We start from the raw sequence: 18023 nt of genomic DNA, 5'->3' as shown, positions 1-18023 counted from the left end.
TCACACCGTCCGACCGGCCGACCCCGGACCGCCGGCGGGATAGATCATCACCTCGGCGCGGTGCAGCACCTCACCGAGCCCGATCTCCCACCGGGGCGAGTCGCCGTAGCCCTCGAAGGACAACCGGGCGTCGTCCGGCGCGACGTAGTCGTGGTAGCGCACGCTCCCGCTCGGTGCCAGCCCGGTGGCCCCGACGCTGGTGAACCTCGCCTGGCCGGACTCGTCGAGCCGGTAGCGGCGACCGGCCACGTCGAGCGACCGGGCACCCGGGGTCGGCGCCAGGTCCGCGGGGGCCGACCGCCAGAGCACCAGCTCCAGGTCCGGATCCGACTCCACCGACAGCCACAGCTTGTCGCCGCGCGCGTCGTCGAGGAAGTGTTCGCTCCAGGTCCAGCTGCCCTCGGTGAAGTGCACGCTGCCCCGTACGGCGTACGACTGGCCCCGGAACTCGACGATGTCGCCCGGCCCGAGCCGGCGGGGATCCCCGCGCACCGCGTCGGTGTCGCCGGTGTGGAACGGGTCGACCGGTCGACCCTTGGCCGCTCCGGCACCGGCAGTGCCGGAGCGGACCTTCGCCCGCCAGACGCCGACCGCCACGGCCGCGATCCCGGCGACTGCGATCAGACATCCCAGCCCGGTCACCAGGTACGCCACTGTCCCGTTCAATCCTGCCGTCCTCCAGTCGGTCCACCGGTCGACGACCGTAACAAGTGCGTGCACCCCCACCTGCGGGAGATCAATCCGGTGACCAGGGCGTCACGGTGCGCCGTGGCGACCGTGGTGCCGGAGCGTCGGCGGACCGAATACGGTGGGTCGGTGACTACGGCGGACCACCGGGTCGACGCCGTCCGCGCCGCCGTGACCGCCGCCCTCGGCGGCCGGCCGGTCCGGACGGTGACCCTGATCGGCAACGGACTCGACCACGACTGCTACGAGGTCGACGGCGATCTGATCGTGCGGGTGCCGAAGCAGCCGGATCCGGTGGCGACCGACCGTGAGGCACGCCTGCTCGACGCCGTCGCCGGGCTCGCTACGGTGCCGGTACCCCGTCCGGTGCTGCGTACCGGCGACGGCTGGCTGGGCTACCGCAGGCTCGCCGGGACCGCGCTGTCGGACCTGCCGGGGCCGGTACGGCACCGCCACGCGACCACGGTCGCCGCCGCCCTCGGCACGCTGCTCGCCCGGCTGCACACGGCACCGGCGCGTATCTGGGTCGGACTGGCCGAGCCCGACGACCAGCCGCTCGACCTGTGGCGGCAGGAGGCCGCCGGGTACGTCGATGCGCTGGCCGAGGTGCTCCCGCCCGCCCGGCGCGCCGCGATCGGAGCATTCCTGGCGGCGACGCCGCCGTCTCGGCCGCCTCAGCTGGTGTTCAGCCACAACGACCTCGGCATCGAACATGTCCTGGTCGATCCGGACACCGGCGCGGTCACCGGGGTCATCGACTGGAGTGACGCCGCGCTGGTCGATCCGGCGGCCGACTTCGGGCTGATCTACCGGGACCTCGGGCCGGAGGCGCTCGACGCCGCGATGGGCAGCTACCGTGCCGCCGGTGCCGGTGCCGGTGCCGGGCTGCGCCGGCGGGCCGAGTTCCACGGCCGCTGCCGGGTCTTCGAGGACCTCGCGTACGGCGTGCGCACCGGGCGGGACCGGTACGTCGACACGTCCCTGACCGCCCTTGCCTGGTTGTTCCCGGGGTGACGTCGGGTCCCCGCCCGGGGCACGCCGGGACGCGGTCAGCTCAGGTGGATATCGAACCAGCCGGTGGCCTCGTCGGCGACCCGGTCCAAGGTGCCCGGCTCGGCGAACAGATGCCCGGCACCGGGCACCATCCGCAGCTCGTACGGTGCCCGCAGCGCCGTCGCCGCCGTCGCGTTGAGCTGCGCGACCTGCGGGTCGAGTTCCCCGACGAGCAGCAGGGTCGGTGCCCGTACCTGGGCCAACTGGTCCCCGGCCAGGTCGGGCCGGCCGCCCCGGGACACCACGGCACCGACCTGGTCGGGCCGGGTCGCGGCGGTGCACAGGGCCGCCGCCGCGCCGGTGCTGGCGCCGAAGAGCCCGACCGGCAGTCCGTGCAGCTCCGGCTGCCCGACGGCCCAGTCGACGACCGCGGTCAGCCGCCGGCTCAGCAACGCGATGTCGAACCGCAGCTGTGCGGTGGTTACGTCGACCTGCTCCTCCTCCTTGGTCAGCAGGTCCGCCAGGACGGTCGCGAGACCGGCACCGTGCAGCCGGCCGGCCACCGCCCGGTTGCGCGGGCTGAGACGGGAACTTCCGCTGCCGTGGGCGAAGAACACCACCGCGCGGGTCCGGATGGGCACCACCACGTCCGCGTCGAGGACGACGTCGGCGGCGGGTACGCGTACCACGGTTGCCTGATCCACCGGGCCCGCGTACCCGCCGCACGGGCGGTCATGCCTGCACCCACGCGGGTGACCGGTCACCGGACCGACCTGGTCGCCAGTTGGTAGGCGACGAGCAGCGCCCGGGCCTTCAGCATCGTCTCGTCGTACTCGTCGGCCGGATCGGAGTCGAGCACGACGGCGCCGCCGGTGCCGATGGTGACCCCGTCACCGGTCAGCACGGCGGTACGGATCACGATGCTCAGGTCGGCGCCGCCGTCGACGCCGAGGTAGCCGAGGGCACCGGAGTAGATCCCCCGGGCCTGCCGCTCCAGTCCGTCGATGATCTCCATGGTGCGCAGCTTCGGGGCCCCGGTCATCGATCCGCCGGGGAAACACGACCGCACACAGTCGATCACGCTGGCCGACGGGCGCAGCCGTCCTTCGACGGTGGAGACCAGCTGGTGCACGGTGGGATAGGTCTCGGTGGCCAGGAAGCGGGGAACGTGCACCGAGCCGACCTCGCAGACCCGGCCGAGGTCGTTGCGGAGCAGGTCGACGATCATCAGGTTCTCGGCTCGGGTCTTGGCCGAGGTGGTCAACGCCCGGCGCAGCTGCTCGTCGTGGCCGGGGTCGTCGCCGCGCGCCGCGGTGCCCTTGACCGGGCTGGCGTCGACCCGGCCGTCGGGCCGGATCCGCAGGAACCGTTCCGGGGAGGTACTGGCCACGGCGACGTCGTCGAGGCGCAGGTACGCGGCGTACGGAGCGGGGTTGATCCGGCGCAGCGCCCGGAAGTACCCCAGTGGGTCGGGCACCGGCGGCAGCCGCAACTGGTTGGTCAGGCAGATCTCGTAGCTCTCGCCACGGCGCAGCTCGCTCAGGGCCGTGGCGACATCGGCGAGGTAGCGGTCGCGCTCGCGGGCCGGGCTCACCCAGCGCTGCGGATCGGCCGCGCTGCCCGGCGCCGGCGGCGGGTGGGGCGGGACGGGACCCGACGCGCGACGGTGCGGGCCCGGCGGCGTCAGCTGTCGCAGCCGGGTCGCCGTACCCGCCAACCAGTCCTTGGCGGCACGACGCCCGGCGTCGTCGACGCTGAGCGCCACCAGGTAGGTGCGCCGACGCAGGTGGTCGACGGCCACCAACCGGTCGGCGAAGATCCAGACGGCGTCGGGGGTGTCTGCGGGGCGGGCGGTGGTGGGTCCGCAGTCGGCCTTCATCTCGTAACCGAGGTAACCGACGTAGCCGCCGGCGAAGTCGAACGGCAGGTCAGCGGCGGGCAGCCGACGCCGGGCCAACCGCTGGTCGAGCAGGTCGAGCAGACCGCCGGACTCCTGGCGCACCGGCCGGCCGGTGCGGTGCACCTCGACCCGGCCGCTGCCGACCCGGTAGCGCAGCACCTCGGCGAGCGGGCCGCCGGCGTCGCCGAGGAACGAGAACCGGGACCGTCCGGCGGCCACGTCGGCACCGTCGAGCCAGTACGCGTAGCGGGCGTCGGCGTACAACTCCAGGAAAGCCGCCTCGGTGTCGATCTCGCCGTCGACGACCGTGACGTCGCGCCGCCAGCGCGGCCCGCCAGCGGTCACCGGCTGCGCACTCGGCGGCGGTGCCGGCGTGGGCGGCGTGGGCGGCGTGGGCGGCGGTGCCGGGGTGGGCGGCGGTGCCGGGGTGGGCGGGGTGGGCGGACCGCCGGTGGGGGCCGCCGGGCGGGCCATGGCCAGGAAGTTGGTGATCAGCCGGGCGCCGTGCTCGGTGCCGATCGACTCGGGATGGAACTGCACGCCCCACTGGGGCAGCCGCCGGTGCGCCAGCGCCATGACGGTGCCATCGGTGGCCCAGGCCGTCGCGGCGAGGTCCGCCGGTAACGGCTCGCTGACCTGCAACGAGTGGTAGCGGACCGCCGCGAACCCCTGCGGCACGCCGGTGAACAGCCCGTCGCCGGTGTGCCGGATCCGGTCGACCTGGCCGTGCCGGGGCTGACGCTGGTCGACCCGGGCGCCGGCGTGCAACGCGATCGCCTGGTGACCGAGGCAGACCCCGAGCACCGGCAGCTCAGGCCGGCGGTCGAGCAGTTCCCAGCCCCAACCGAGGTCGGTGACCCGGTGCGGTCGGCCGGGGCCGGGCGAGATCACCACGCACCGCACGTCGAGCCGGTCGACGGCGGCGAGCCGGGGGTCGTCGTTGGCCAGCACGGTCGGTTCGCTGCCGGCGACCGCCGCGATCAGCTGGAAGAGGTTGTACGTGTAGGAGTCGTAGTTGTCGACCAGCAGAATGCGCACCCGTCACCTCCGCGCGCCACGGCCACCGTCGAATTGTCCACGATCCGCCACTAGCATGCCCGCTGTGGCCGGTCGTCCGCCGGCACTGCGCCGCAGGAAGGGAAACCGTCATGGCTTTCGACTCCGTCGACGACCTGCGCCACGCGGTCGGCAGCCGCCTTGGACCGGGTCGCTGGATCGAGGTCGACCAGGGTCGGATCGACCGGTTCGCCGCCGCCACCGGCGACCGGCCGTGGACACGCACCGACGCGCCGACGGCCGGTGGGCCTGCCGGTGGCGGCATCGCCCACGGTTCGCTCGTCCTGTCGTTGCTGCCGGCGCTGGTCGCTGGACGGGTCTCGGTGTCCGGGGCGCGGATGTCGGTCAACTACGGGCTCGACCGGGTACGGTTCCCGGCACCGGTGCCGGCCGGGGCCCGGGTCCGGGCGTCGGTCGACATCAACGACGTCGCCGAGGTCACCGGCGGTGTCCAGGTGCGTTACCTGGTCACGGTCGAACGTGACGGCGGCGACGAGCCGGTCTGCCTGGCCGAGGCGGTCACCCGCGTCTATTTGTGACCGGCGCGGGTGGTGGCGGCACCCCGGCGGCGACCCCGGTCTGCCCGCTCACCGGTCGGTGCCCGGCGCGGTGTCGCCGACCAGCCGTTCGACGGTGGCCGGCGCGTACACCCGGGTCCGACCGATCAGAGCGACGACCAGCGGGGCGACGACGGCGACCAGGCCGAGGATCGCGGCCTGCTGGGCATCGGTGAGCGGCAGCCCGAACGCGGTGACGACGGCGAGCACGGCGGTGACTGCGGCGGTGACACCGCCGACCGACCACAGCGGCTCGCAACTGTGCGGACGGGGTGTGACGGTCATGGCGACCTCCAGCTCAGGGTGGATGCCACAGGTGACGCGCCAGCCGGCCCGCCGGTTGACCTGGCTGTCACGCCATGCAGGCGGGCGCGGTCAGTACGCGGTGAGGCTGAACTGGGCGGTCCGGACGGTGCCCGCGTGCTGGAACTCGAAGAACAGTTCGTAGCTGCCCGCCGAGGGGACCTGCACGGCGAAGGCCACCACGGAGCTGGGACTGGCCGCCGGTGCCGGGTGCACGTGCAGGTAACCGAGGTCGCCGTGACGCAACGCGACGAGGTGGCCGTACGCACCGAGGTAACGCTCCAGGTCGAGTACGGGTGTGCCGTCGCGCCCCAACCAGACCAGTACCTGACTGGCCTGACCCGGGCGCAGCCCGCCGTCGAGGGTGACGGTGTAGCCGTCGACGACGACGGTCGCCTCGTCGACCGGGGTGGGCGGGCCGGGTGCCCAGTCTCCGGGCACCAGCAGGTCCGTGCCGAGGGTGACCGGTGTGGTCGCGGCGGCCGGCACGAAGTCGGCGAACATCCGGTAGGCGCCGGCGGTGGGCAGGGTCACCGCGGCCCGCCAGGTGCCGTCGGCGTCGGACTCGGGGTGCAGGTGCTGGTATCCGCGCAGGTCGCGGCCGACCAGCACCAGGTGCAGGTCCCGTTCGTGGTTGGTCCGGTACGCGGTGACCGGCGCGCCGTCCGGGCCGAGGATCGCGAACGCCAGCTCACCGGTGACGCCGGCGGCGGACGGGGCGGACAGCAGGGTGAGTGCGTAACCGTCCTGGGTGACGCCGAGTCCGCCGACGTCGTGTCCGGCGTGCGGGTCGGTACCGGTCGCGGCACGCGCTGCCGACCCGCCGCCGGTGGTGGTCGCTCGACCGGCGACGAAACCGGTGGCGGCGACGAGCACGGCCAGGGTGATCAGCAGGGTGAGCCGGCCAGCGGAGCGGGTCCGGGTGGGCGGTGCGGCGGACCCCGCCGGCGCGGCGGCCGGCGGGGTGGTGTACCGCAGGGGGGACACCACCATCAGGCGGGTACCCGGCGGTCGACGGTCGTGACGCGTACCGCGTCCGACGACGCCGACCCGTCCAGCGTCGACGGCAGGTTCGGCCGCAGGACGAACAGGCCCTGCTCGATGCCGCTGACCACGACGACGCCGCTGGCGAAGTACGGGTAGACGCTCCACGCGCCGTTCATCGACGCGGTGTTGCTCGACGGGTAGATGTCGAAATAGCCGGCTTCGGTCAGCGTGCCGCTGGCGATGCCGCGCAGGTCGAGGATCCGCAGACCGGCCCGGTAGTTGGCCTGGTAGCTGTAGTTGCCCTTGACGTACTGGTTGTGATCGGTGGCGGCTGCCGACGAGGTGTAGGTGCCGATGTGCCGTGGCGCGTCCAGGTCGTACAGGTCGAAGACGAAGGTCTTCGTCCCTCCTCCGGCGCGGCTCTCGTCGAGCTCGTCGTCGAGGACGAAGTAGCGGTGGTTGTCGGTGAGCCAGCCCTGATGGGTGTACTGCCGGCCGGAGTAGGCGGCCCGGACGATCTGCCGAGGGCTGGTCTTGTTGGTGACGTCGACGATGGTGACGGTGTCCTCGTTGGAGCTGACGCAGATCTCCCGGCCGGTGTAGGCGCTGTCCGGTCCACGGTAGACCACACACTGGGTGTCATGGGTGTAGCCGTCGGAGCTGACGCAGCCGGCGTAGGCGGGCGAGGTCGGGGTCGAGATGTCGACCATGTGCAGGCCGCCGCTGCAGGTGTTCGAGCCGACCGCGTACGCGTACCCGGTCTGTTCGTTGATCGCGATGTTGTGCGAGTTGCCGAACCGGCTGTAGTGCGCGTCGGCGGTGAAGGTCTGCGGGGTGGTGCGGTTGCGCAGCCGGGTCAGGTCGAAAACCTGCATGCCGTGCCCACGCACGTCGGCGACGATGAATGCGTGGTCGCGGTGGACCTTGATGTCGCGCCAGACCGCGCTCCGGTTCTGGTAGGCCGGCAGGTTGCCGAGGTACACCGGTGCCGCCGGGTCGGAGATGTCCACGAAGGAGGTGCCGTTACGGCGCCCGACGATGGCGTACTCCTTGCCGGTCGACGGGTCGGTCCAGCCCCAGATGTCATTGGCCTGGCTGCCGCCCATCTGGCTCAGTGGCAGAAAGGACAACAGGTCGACGTTGCGGCAGGGGTATCCGCTGGCCTGACCGTTGCTGCAGCTGACCTGTGCCATCGCGGCGAGGTCCTGGGTCGGCTCCCGCTGGGCCATGAAGGCCACGGCTGACGACCGGCCGGCGGGAGTGTCCGGGTCGTGCGCCACCGAGGCGCCGGGGAGGCCGGCGAGCAATCCGCCGGCCATGGCGAGGGTGATCGCCGCTGTCGTCCATCGGGTACGCATTCAGGGGCCTCCCGCTGTCGGGGGTGACGACACCCGACGGCCCGGGGCGCGGCGTCACGACCGGCAGCCCAACCCGCACCAAGGCATCGACTCTTGGACATGAGAGTGCATCGTCCGAAGTATCCGGTCAAGGGCAGCGCGATACACCGTTTCGCTCATACCGAACCACCGTTAAGGGGCCACCGCGGCCACCGGCGGGCGACCCACCCGGGCGCGGAACGTCACGGGGTCCAGACCGTACCTCGCGCCTGGTACTCGAGCACCTCCTCGGCGCGCACTGCCAGATCGGCGCCGACCCGACGTCGGACCAGGTGCAGGGCGAGTTCCAATCCGGAGGTGATCCCGGCTGCGGTCACCAGGTCGCCGTCGTCGACCACCCGGGCGTTCTTGACCACTCCCCCTCGGGCGGCCAGCTCCGCCTTGGCACCGTTGTGGGTGGTGCAGGGCCGGCCGCCGGTCAGCCCGGCGGCGGCCAGGACGATCGCTCCGGTGCACAGCGACGAGATGATCAGGCCACGTCGCCGGGCGTCGGCGAGGGCGCGCGGCAGCACTCCCCGGTTGATCTCCGACCAGATGCCCGGGCCGTCCGGGCGGCGGAAGCCGCCACCGGGTACGACGACGACATCGGCGGACCGAGGGGACCAGCCGTGTTCGACGACGACCCTGGTGCCGAACGCGGCCGTCACCGTACGCGGCCCGTCGACGTGGACGTACCGGGTCTGGACGGCACCGCCGCTGAGCCCGCCCGCGAGGGAGAAGACCTCGTACGGGCCGATGAAATCCTGCTCCTCGGCTCCGTCGAACATCACGACGTGCACCCGCAGCGGGTGCTCCGGCGACGGCGTGTGCCGAGGATCGGCGCCTGCCGGGGCGGCGGCCGCCGACGTCGCCCCCGGCACGGCCACTCCGGCGAGCAGTCCGGCGCTGGCGGCGCCCGCCACCCCCAGCAGTTCTCGACGGTCCATCTGCGACCACTCTCCACTGGCTCTCGCCGGCTCGACGTCGGCGGTTGCCGCATCGCTGCCGGCGGCACGACGACCGCCGCACCACCCAGTTGGTCGTCGATGCGACCATATTGGTTCCCGACGATGTCTAGTGGATCGGCCCGGTCGTGGCCGTGGGCAGCCGGACGGTGAACTCGGTGTGCCCGGGCGCGCTGGTCAGCGCCACGGTGCCGCCGTGGGCGGTCACCACCGCGTGCACGATGGCCAGCCCGAGGCCGGTGCTGCCGGCGGCCCGGGACCGGGACGTGTCCCCTCGGGCGAAGCGCTCGAACACGTGCGGCGCCAGCGCGTCCGGGATCCCCGGTCCGGTGTCGACCACCCGCAGCAGCACCATGGCCGGGCCGGTAGGGTCGCCCGCCGGGTCCCGCCCGGTGACCGACACGGTGACCGTGGTGCCGTCCGGGGTGTGGGTACGGGCGTTGGCCAGCAGGTTGACCAGCACCTGCTGCAACCGGGCCGGGTCGCCGGTCACGGTCACCGGCTCGGGTGGCAGGTCGAGCTGCCAGTCGTGGGCAGGGCTGGTGGCGTGCGCGTCGCTGACCGCGTCGACGACCAGCCTGGTCAGGTCGACCGGTTCGGCGACCAGTGGCCGGCCGGTGTCGAGCCGGGCCAGCAGCAGCAGGTCCTCCACCAGCAGGGTCATCCGGCGGGCCTCGGACTCGACCCGGCGCAGCACGTGGGCCGTCTCCGGTGGCGGCACCTCGGCGCTGCGACGGCTCAACTCGGCGTACCCTCGGATCGCCGCCAGTGGGGTGCGCAGTTCGTGGCTGGCGTCGGCGACGAACTGGCGTACCCGGGTCTCGCTGGCGTGCCGGACGGCGAGCGCCTGGCCGACGTGGTCCAGCATCCGGTTGAGCGCCGCGCCGACCTGCCCGACCTCGGTGTGCGGGTCGGTGTCGGCCGGGTCGACCCGGTCCGGCAGCGTCACCTCGCCCCGGTCCAACCGCAGCCGTGACACCCGGCCGGCGGTGGCCGCCATCCGCGACAGCGGGCGCAGCGACCGTCGTACGGTGAGCGTGCCGGTGACGCCGACGAGCAGCAGCACCGCTGCGGTGACCACGGCGACCGTACCGACGACGAGGTAGATCGTGGCCTGTGCATCGGCCAGCGGCAGTCCGGTCACCAGAACCGCGCCGTCGGGCAGTCGCTGCGCGCGCACCCGGTAGTCGCCCCAGGAACCCAGGGAGATGGTCTGTGCTGGCCCGTCGACCGGCACGTCCCCCAGATCCTGCGTGTAGCCACTCAGGTCCGGCTGGTCCTGGCCCTGCTCGACCAGGATCCTGACGTTGGTCTGCCCGTCGCAGAGTCGCGCGGCAAGGGTGCCGATGACCTGACCGGCGGGGAAGTCGGGGGCGCGGTCCGGGTCGCACCCGGTGGCGTCATCGGGCTGCTGGGGTGATGGATAGTCCGGTCCGCCGGGCGGGGCGAGCCCGCGCGGTGCCCGACTGGCGGCCGCGCTCAACTGCTCGTCGATGCTGCCGTACACACTGCGCCGCAGGGTCACCGCCGTGGTCACCCCGACGATCAGGCTGGCGACCGCGAGCAACGTCAGCATGGTGACGACCAGCCGGGTGCGCAGCGACCAGCGACGCACCGACCACCACCGGCGCCGACCGGTCGGGGCCGGATCCGCCACGGCGCGGTCGGTCGGCGGGGGGTCAGTCGGCGGGCTTGAGGACATAGCCCGCGCCGCGCATGGTGTGGATCATCGGCGGACGGCCTGCGTCGATCTTCTTCCGCAGGTACGAGATGTACAGCTCGACGACGTTGGCCTGGCCGCCGAAGTCGTAGTTCCACACCCGGTCGAGGATCTGGGCCTTGCTCAGCACCCGGCGTGGGTTGCGCATCAGGTAGCGCAGGAGCTCGAACTCGGTGGCGGTCAGCGTGATCGATTCGCCGGCCCGGCGTACCTCATGGCTGTCCTCGTCGAGGGTGAGGTCGCCGACGGCGAGGAGGGCGTCCGGCCGCGACCCGACCCCGGCGGTACGGCGCAGCAGGCCGCGCAGCCGGGCGACGACCTCCTCCAGGCTGAACGGTTTGGTGACGTAGTCGTCGCCGCCGGCGGTCAGCCCGGTGATCCGGTCCTCGACGGCGTCCTTGGCGGTGAGGAACAGCACGGGTACCTCGGGGGCGTCGGCGCGCAGCCGCCGCAGCACTTCCAGGCCGTCGATGTCGGGCAGCATGACGTCGAGTACGACGGCGTCGGGGCGGAACTCGCGTGCGGTCCGGACCGCGCCGGTGCCGTCACCGACGCTGCGCACCTCCCAGCCCTCGTACCGCAGGGCCATCGACAGCAGCTCGGCCAGGGTGGGCTCGTCGTCGACCACCAGCACCCGCACCGGGCTGCCGTCGGCCCGCCGCAAGGCGGTACGGCCCTGCGTTCTCGCCATCGTCATGGTTCCGATCATCCAGGTGGTGCCTGTGCCGGCACTTTCCGATCCCTGTGTATCAGCTGTGCGCGGTCCGGCGGCGACATCCGCTCTTGTTGACCGTTCGGTCAACTCCGCGCTACTGTCTTGACCGGAAGGTCAAGACGAGAGGATCGGCGATGGCATCGGACACCCGGCAGCGGCTCGTCACGGTGGCCCGCGAACTGGTGCACCGCTCGTCGTACGCGGCGGTCAGCATCGAGGACGTCTGCAGTACGGCGGGCGTGCACCGGGGCAGTCTCTACCACTTCTTCCCGTCCAAGGAGGCACTCGGCCTGGCCGTCGTGGACGCCAACTGGGTGCTGATGGACGCGATGCTGGCGGAGGCCTTCCGCGACGACGTCGCCCCGCTGGCACGCATCGACCGGTTCGTACACGCTTTCGGCAGCCTGCTCGCGATGACCCGTGAGCAGATGGGCGCCACGCCGGGTTGCCCGTTGGGCAATCTCGCCGCCGAGCTCGCCGGGCACGGCGAGGCGGGGCAGCGGCTGACCGGCATCCTCGATGCCTGGGCCCGGTACTTCACCGCCGCCATCGACGAGGCACGCCGACACGGCGACCTGTCCCGGGCGACGGATCCGGGCGAGGCCGCCCTGCGGGTGCTGGCCTACCTGCAGGGGGTGGCCCTGCTGGCCAAGGCGTACGACCGGCCAGGGCTGGTGGACCAGATGCGGTCCGGGGTGCGGATGCTGCTCGACCCGCCAGCCTGAGCCGCACCGGGACGGCCGCCGGGGGTGTCCGCTCTCCGGCCCGGCCGGCGCAGCACCGTGCCCATCGATTTGACCAATCAGTCAACTACTCAAGGAGAACCACCGTGTCGACCACCGACCCACGGCACCGCACGGCGACGGCCCACGGCACCGCGTACCGCTTCGACCGGTTCCGGCTGCCGCTGCTGCTCGACGACCTGACCTTCGGCCGTACCGCGCCCGGGCCCGGCAACCGGCTGCCCGACTTCGACCTGGCCACGCTCGACGGCGGCCGGTTCCGCAGCGACGCACTCGGCGACCGACCGGTCCTGCTGATCTTCGGCTCCCGTACCTGCCCGGTCACCGAGAGCGCCGGGCCGGCGCTACGGCGGCTGCACGCCGAGTTCGGTACCCAGGTGCGCTTCGTCCTGGTCAACACCAGGGAGGCCCATCCCGGACAGCGGTACCCCCAGCCGCAGACCTTCGACGTCAAGTGGGCACACGCCGAGGAACTGCGCCGCCACCATGAGCTGCCGTTCGAGGTGGCGGTGGACGACATCGACGGCACCCTGCACCGGGCGCTCACTCCCAAACCGAACTCGGCCTACCTGATCCGCTCCGACGCGACGATCCGGTACCGGGCACACTGGGCCAACGACGAGCGGGGGCTGCGTGCCGCGCTCGCCGCCGTCGCCGTCGGCGAGGAACCACCGACGCCGTACGGCAACCGGATGGTCGGCCCCCTGCTGCGCGCCGTCGGACACCTGCCCGGCGTCGTCCGGTTCGCCGGCGGTCAGGTCGAACGGGACGTGTGGCTCGCCGCTGCGCCGCTGGCCATCCTGGGTCGGTTGTCCCGGCTGTTCGGCGCGCTACCGCCCGACGCCCGGGGTCCGGCCGCAGCGCTGCTGGTGGCCTCGGTGGGCCTGGCCGCCAGCGCCGTCGCCGTACTGGGCTGAACCGACGGCGAACCCCCGGTCATCGGCCGGGCACCCGGCTAGGCTCGGCGCGCACGGACCAGACCGACCAGGGCCTCCGTCGGCGTCCCCTGCCGTCGCGACGGTAGGGGACGCCGACGAAGGCGGCATGAAGCAGATCCAGACGGTACGGGGCGGCCTGCACCTGATCCGGCCGGGCGCCCGCGTCGACCGGTTGGAGATCTTCTTCGACCTCGTCTTCGTCTTCGCGTTCTACAACATCACCCGGGTGACCGCCGGTGAGCTCACCGGACACGGTCTCGTCGCGGGAATGCTCCTGCTCGCGTTGCTGTGGTGGGCCTGGTGCTCGCACATGGTGCTGGCGAACCGGATCCGGCTCGGCGAAGGCGTCGCACCACCGGTGATGTTCGTGGCGATGGCGGCGGTCTTCGTCGCCGCGCTGACCCTCCCCCAGGCGTTCAGCGACCAGCCCGGTGGGCTGCCCGGACCGCTGCTCATCGCCGGGTGCTACCTGGCGATCCGGGGACTGCACGTGGCGCTCTACCGGGTGGCGTCGGCCGCCGAACCGGCCGGGCACCCCCGGCTGAGCTCCCTGGCCGTACCGCCGGCGGTCGCCACGGTCCTGCTGGTCGCTGCGGGTCTCGTGCCGTACCTGGGTCAGCCGGCAGGAGTCACGTTCGGTTGGCAGGTCGGCTGCTGGATCGCCGCGCTGGGCGTCGAGTACCCGCCGGCTACACCCTGGCGAGCTCCGGGTGGTCGGTGCTGTCGGCGAACCACTGGGTGGAACGGTTCGAACTGATCCTGATGATCGCGCTCGGTGAGCTGATCATCTCGGTCGGCGTCGGCAGTGACCTGATCGACCGGCCGGTCACCTGGCCGGCCGTGGCCGGTGCCGGCATCGCGGTGGCGATCACCGCCGCCCTGTGGTGGGCGTACTTCGACCTGGTGGCGCCGGCCGCGCTGCAGGTGTTCCACGCCGCCGCGTCCCGCAGCCGTACCGCCCTGGCCCGCGACGCGTACGTCTACCTGCACCTGCCGATGATCGCCGGGCTGATCCTGACCGCACTCGGGCTGGAGGAGGTACTGCACCACCTCGGCACCGCCGAGGTCGACCTCGGCGCACCACTGGGTGGCCCGGCGATGCCGCTGGCCTACGGCGGGGTCGCCGTGTTCCTCCTCGCGCACCTCGGCTTCCAGTTACGGACACTGGGCACGGTGACCCTCACCCGTGTCGCCGCGATCGCCACCCTGGGTGCCGTGGTCGGGGTCGCGGTCCGGGTCCCCGCCCTGCTGGGGCTGGGCCTGCTCGGCGCGGTCTGCGTCGCGCTGGTCGGTGTGGAGTTCGTGCTGCTGCGCGGCTCCCGGCGACAACTACGGGAGGCGTCGCTGTGCGAACGGATGACCCACGAGGCACGCGAGTCCGCCTGGCGTCGCCGGCGGTACCAGTGACGGCCGGGTCCCCGCTCCGGCACCGGCGGTGTCGGCGGCTCAGCCCACCTCCCCGGCCGCCATCACCAGCAGCCACTCGAACCGGCGGTCCGGGTCGTCCAGGTCGTCGCCGAGCAGCTCCCGTAACCGCTTGACCCGGTAGCTGACCGTCTGCGGATGCACGAACAGCTCCGCGGCCACGGCCCGGCGGGCGCCCCAGTGCCGCAGCCAGCTGTGCAGGGTCCGCAGCAGCTCGGCGCGCTGGTCGACCGGCAGGGCCGCCAACGGTGCCAGCCGGCGGGCGGTGAGCACCGTCAACGCGTCCGGCTGACCGCCGATCGCCAGCGCGGTGAGGTGGTCCTCGACGAACACGACGTCCACCGGATCGGTGCCGGCGACCGTCGCGGCGAGTTCGGCCAGTCGTACCGCCTGCGGCACCTGTTGCCACGGCAGCGCCGGGCCGACGGCCGCCCCGCGCCCCCGCAGGGTGTCGGCCAGCTCCGGGCGCCCGGTACGGGTACCGGCGCGCAGCAGCACCACGGCATCCCGACCGCGTTCGACCACGATCCCGTCGGCACCGAAGCGGAACCGCGCGTCGCGGGCGTGCCGGGCCGGCAGGACGACCGGGACGACGATGTCGAGGTCCGGCCAGCCGGCGCGGTGCGCGGCGGCCGTCACCACCGGCGGCGCCGTACCTCCGGCGAGCAGAACGTCGGCGAGCCGGCGGCGCAGCCGGTCCCCTTCGCCGGACTGTTCGCGGACCTGCCGGGCGAACCCTTCGGTGCTGGCCGCCGCCAGTTCGTCGACGTACCCGGTGACCGCGTCGGCGGCGTCGACCAGCGCCGCCACGTCGAGGGGTCGCACCTCGGCGAGGGCCGTACCGAGCTCGCGCAGCAGCAGCCGGGACGCCACCCGCAGGGCTGCGAGCAGGGATTCCGGGCCCCGCTGCTCGCGGGCCTCCGCCGCGCCGAGGGCGACGAAGACCTGCCGCACCCCGGGTGGCAGGGCCGGGTCGGCGGTGCCGATCAGGTCGAGGAAGTGATTCAGCGCCACGTCGACGGCAGTGCGTACGTCGGCGCGGAACTTGGCGTCAGTGGCACCGGCGAACCCCGGGGTCAGGTCGGTGACCGCCGCGGCGACGGTGGTGGCCAGCACCGGTAGTCGCGCCCACAGCGCACCGGACAGCTCGGACGGCAGCCGCCGCCAGGGCGTCGCCGTGACTGCCGCTGCCTGCACGCCGTCATCCTGTCATCCGGTGACAACAGCCGGGGCGCGTTGCCAGTACCGACCGACGCGAACCGGCCGACGGATCCCGACTGATTGTCACACAGTGACAAAACGCCGGGCCGATCGTGCTGCCGGCGCGACGGTGGTCCGCCGCCGGTTCCAGGCGAGGATGAAGGACGACACCGCGAACCCGGAGGCCACCGTGACGCAGCACCGCACCTCCCGCCAACACGTCGTCGACATGTGCCGGACCATGCTCGACCGGGGCTACCTGAAGGCCACCGAGGGCAACGTGTCGGTGCGGGTGCCCGGCCACCGGCTCTACGCGGTCACGCCGAGCAACTACGACTACGACCGGATGCGGGTGGAGGACATCTGCCTGGTCGACTTCGACGGTACGCACGTGCCCGACGGCACCGGCGGCGACCTCGCGCCGTCGATCGAGGCCGGGATGCACGCCAACATCTACCGGCAGCGCCCGGACGTCAACGCGATCGTGCACACCCACCAGCCGTACGCCTCGGCCCTGGCCTTCCTGCGTAAACCGATCCCGGCGCTCACCGACGAGCAGGTCCGCTTCCTCGGCCGGGAGGTGGCGATCGTCGACTACGCCCCGTCCGGCACCGGTTTCCTCGCCCGCAACGTGCAGAAGAAGGTCGCCTCCGGCGACAACGCGTTCATCATCGCCAACCACGGCGTCGTCGCGCTGGGCACCGACCCGGACCGCGCGGTGTTCAACATGGCACTGCTGGAGAAGGTCTCGATCGCCTACCTGCTGGCGCTGACCAGCGAAGCCGGCAAGGTCTACACCATCCCGACGGCGATCCGGGAGATCGCCTTCACCAAGCTGCGCAGCGACGAGAAGCGCATCGCCGCGCAGATCACCGAGTCGGTGCCGCCGGTGCGGGTACCGGTCGAGGAGCAGCTACCCAGCGCCGACGCGGCCGCGGCCGAGATCGCCGCGGCCGGCCCGCCGGCCGCCGACACGACCACCGTCGAGACACCGGGCAGCGAGTCCGCGCGACTCGGCTACGCGATCACCGAGTACCTCGACGTCGACGACACGATGCGCCGGCTCAAGGCCCTGGTCGCCCAACCGCTGCGCGGGCTGCGTCACGACGCGATGCTCGATGTGCTCGGCTACTTCAACGACCGTTGCCGGGCCAGCAAGGAGATCACCGACCGGGCGAAGAAGCGGATCCCCGGCGGAGTGCAGCACAACCTGGCCTTCAACTACCCGTTCCCGTTGGCGATCGACGTGGCCGACGGCGCCTACCTGACCGACCGCGACGGCAACACCTACATCGACTTCCTGCAGGCCGGCGGCCCGACGATCCTGGGCAGCAACTACGGCCCGGTCAACGAACAGGTCGCGGCGGTGGTGAAGGAGTCGGGGCCGGTCACCGGGCTGTTCCACGAGTACGAGCTGAAGCTCGCCGAGATCATCCACCGGTACATGCCGCACGTGGAGATGTACCGGTCGCTCGGCTCGGGCACCGAGGCGGTGATGGCGGCGGTCCGCGGTGCCCGCGCCTTCACCGGCAAGCACATGGTGATCAAGGTCGGCGGCGCGTACCACGGCTGGTCCGACACGATGGTGTACGGGCTGCGGGTGCCGGGCACCTACCGGATGAACGCCAAGGGCATCCCGTTCGGCGCCACCGCCAACACCCGCGAGGCGTTCCCGCACGACCTCGGCCAACTGCGCCGCAAACTGATCGAGAACCGGGTACGCGGCGGCACGGCGGCGGTGATCGTCGAACCGCTAGGCCCCGAGTCCGGCACCCGCCCGGTGCCGCACGACTTCAACGCCAAGGTCCGCGCGCTGTGCGACGAGTTCGGCGCGCTGCTCGTCTTCGACGAGGTGGTCACCGGATTCCGGACCGGCCTGGGCGGCGCGGCCGGCTACTTCGGTGTCACCCCCGATCTGACCGTGTTCGGCAAGGCGGTCTCCGGCGGTTACCCGATGGCCGGCGGCGTCGGCGGCCGGTCCGACGTGATGGCGGTCTTCGGCTCCGGACTCGACGGGCGCAGCGGCGCGCACATCCAGGTCGGTGGCACCCTGTCGGCGAATCCGCTGTCCTGCGCGGCCGGCTACTTCGCCATCGCCGAGATGGCCCGGACGAACGCCCCGGTGATCGCCGGACGGGCCGGCGACCGGCTCACCCGGGGACTGCAACGGTTGATCGACAGGTACGGGCTGCCGTACGTGGCGTACAACCAGGGGTCGATCGTGCACCTGGAGTGCAGTGGCGTGATGCTGCTGGACATGCGCAACCCGATCAAGCTGCTGAAGGAGAACAAGGCCCGCAAGCGGCTGATGGAGCAGATGGGGGCGGCGTACACCGCGCACGGGATCATCACCCTGGCCGGCTCCCGGATGTACACCTCGATGGCCGACACCGACGAGGTGATCGACACCGCACTGGAGCGTTTCGACCAGGTGTTCGCACAGGTAGAAGGGGTCTGA

The 18023-nt window shown here is 72.4% G+C and carries 17 protein-coding genes; 7 read left to right on the top strand and 10 right to left on the bottom strand.

Features of this window, described 5'->3' with window-relative positions; translation table 11 throughout:
- Positions 1-666: a DUF4178 domain-containing protein gene (locus ACN28F_RS30175; RefSeq protein ID WP_421360896.1), complete on the bottom strand. Its 666-nt coding sequence runs from the start codon at positions 664-666 to the stop codon at positions 1-3.
- A 150-nt stretch (positions 667-816) separates the two neighbouring features.
- Here ACN28F_RS30175 and ACN28F_RS30170 point away from each other — a divergent pair, with 150 nt between their 5' ends.
- Positions 817-1701 carry a phosphotransferase family protein gene (locus ACN28F_RS30170; RefSeq protein ID WP_289205825.1) on the top strand — a complete coding sequence of 295 codons (885 nt, stop codon included), beginning with the start codon at positions 817-819 and terminating at the stop codon, positions 1699-1701.
- A 35-nt stretch (positions 1702-1736) separates the two neighbouring features.
- On the opposite strand, the gene ACN28F_RS30165 is transcribed toward ACN28F_RS30170, so the two are convergent.
- Both ACN28F_RS30165 and pabB read right to left on the bottom strand, forming a co-directional pair.
- Positions 1737-2384, bottom strand: coding sequence for a dienelactone hydrolase family protein (locus ACN28F_RS30165; RefSeq protein WP_421360894.1), 648 nt, complete (start codon positions 2382-2384; stop codon positions 1737-1739).
- A gap of 56 nt (positions 2385-2440) precedes the next feature.
- The gene (gene pabB, locus ACN28F_RS30160) at positions 2441-4618 is read right to left on the bottom strand and encodes an aminodeoxychorismate synthase component I (RefSeq protein ID WP_421360892.1); all 2178 of its coding nucleotides are present in this window, start codon (positions 4616-4618) and stop codon (positions 2441-2443) included.
- A gap of 110 nt (positions 4619-4728) precedes the next feature.
- On the opposite strand from pabB, the gene ACN28F_RS30155 reads away from it, so the two are divergent.
- The gene (locus ACN28F_RS30155) at positions 4729-5175 is read left to right on the top strand and encodes a MaoC family dehydratase (RefSeq protein ID WP_289205822.1); all 447 of its coding nucleotides are present in this window, start codon (positions 4729-4731) and stop codon (positions 5173-5175) included.
- Positions 5176-5223: 48 nt separating this feature from the next.
- Here ACN28F_RS30155 and ACN28F_RS30150 read toward each other — a convergent pair whose 3' ends face one another.
- From ACN28F_RS30150 to ACN28F_RS30125, 6 genes are all read right to left on the bottom strand, one after another.
- Positions 5224-5478 (bottom strand): hypothetical protein, encoded by a 255-nt coding sequence (locus ACN28F_RS30150; protein ID WP_289205821.1) that lies wholly within the window; start codon positions 5476-5478, stop codon positions 5224-5226.
- 90 nt (positions 5479-5568) lie between these two features.
- Positions 5569-6489: a hypothetical protein gene (locus ACN28F_RS30145; protein WP_421360890.1), complete on the bottom strand. Its 921-nt coding sequence runs from the start codon at positions 6487-6489 to the stop codon at positions 5569-5571.
- Positions 6489-7841: a choice-of-anchor B family protein gene (locus tag ACN28F_RS30140; protein WP_289205819.1), complete on the bottom strand. Its 1353-nt coding sequence runs from the start codon at positions 7839-7841 to the stop codon at positions 6489-6491. Before ACN28F_RS30140 ends, ACN28F_RS30145 begins: the two co-directional genes overlap by 1 nt.
- Before the next feature lie 221 nt (positions 7842-8062).
- Positions 8063-8806 (bottom strand): DJ-1/PfpI family protein, encoded by a 744-nt coding sequence (locus tag ACN28F_RS30135; protein ID WP_289205818.1) that lies wholly within the window; start codon positions 8804-8806, stop codon positions 8063-8065.
- Between the two features lie 127 nt (positions 8807-8933).
- Complete coding sequence (locus ACN28F_RS30130; protein ID WP_421360887.1) at positions 8934-10526, bottom strand: sensor histidine kinase; 1593 nt, start codon at positions 10524-10526, stop codon at positions 8934-8936.
- Positions 10504-11241 carry a response regulator transcription factor gene (locus ACN28F_RS30125; RefSeq protein WP_289205816.1) on the bottom strand — a complete coding sequence of 246 codons (738 nt, stop codon included), beginning with the start codon at positions 11239-11241 and terminating at the stop codon, positions 10504-10506. The genes ACN28F_RS30130 and ACN28F_RS30125 overlap by 23 nt, the downstream gene beginning before the upstream one ends.
- Before the next feature lie 152 nt (positions 11242-11393).
- On the opposite strand from ACN28F_RS30125, the gene ACN28F_RS30120 reads away from it, so the two are divergent.
- The 4 genes from ACN28F_RS30120 (at position 11394) to ACN28F_RS30105 (ending at position 14347) form a co-directional block, all read left to right on the top strand.
- Positions 11394-11984, top strand: coding sequence for a TetR/AcrR family transcriptional regulator (locus ACN28F_RS30120; RefSeq protein WP_289205815.1), 591 nt, complete (start codon positions 11394-11396; stop codon positions 11982-11984).
- Positions 11985-12088: 104 nt separating this feature from the next.
- The gene (locus tag ACN28F_RS30115) at positions 12089-12919 is read left to right on the top strand and encodes a redoxin domain-containing protein (RefSeq protein WP_289205814.1); all 831 of its coding nucleotides are present in this window, start codon (positions 12089-12091) and stop codon (positions 12917-12919) included.
- Between the two features lie 127 nt (positions 12920-13046).
- Positions 13047-13697 (top strand): low temperature requirement protein A, encoded by a 651-nt coding sequence (locus tag ACN28F_RS30110; RefSeq protein ID WP_421360884.1) that lies wholly within the window; start codon positions 13047-13049, stop codon positions 13695-13697.
- The gene (locus ACN28F_RS30105; protein WP_421360882.1) at positions 13679-14347 is read left to right on the top strand and encodes a low temperature requirement protein A; all 669 of its coding nucleotides are present in this window, start codon (positions 13679-13681) and stop codon (positions 14345-14347) included. Before ACN28F_RS30110 ends, ACN28F_RS30105 begins: the two co-directional genes overlap by 19 nt.
- A gap of 39 nt (positions 14348-14386) precedes the next feature.
- On the opposite strand, the gene ACN28F_RS30100 is transcribed toward ACN28F_RS30105, so the two are convergent.
- On the bottom strand, positions 14387-15562 hold the full coding sequence (locus ACN28F_RS30100) for a helix-turn-helix domain-containing protein (RefSeq protein ID WP_289205811.1): 1176 nt from the start codon (positions 15560-15562) through the stop codon (positions 14387-14389).
- Positions 15563-15722: 160 nt separating this feature from the next.
- On the opposite strand from ACN28F_RS30100, the gene ACN28F_RS30095 reads away from it, so the two are divergent.
- Positions 15723-18023: an aminotransferase class III-fold pyridoxal phosphate-dependent enzyme gene (locus ACN28F_RS30095; protein WP_421361570.1), complete on the top strand. Its 2301-nt coding sequence runs from the start codon at positions 15723-15725 to the stop codon at positions 18021-18023.

The organism is Solwaraspora sp. WMMA2101 (genome assembly GCF_049179175.1).
Lineage (GTDB): Bacteria > Actinomycetota > Actinomycetes > Mycobacteriales > Micromonosporaceae > Micromonospora_E.
Note: the sequence above shows the minus strand (reverse complement) of the source record. Positions and strands in the feature narration are given on the sequence as shown.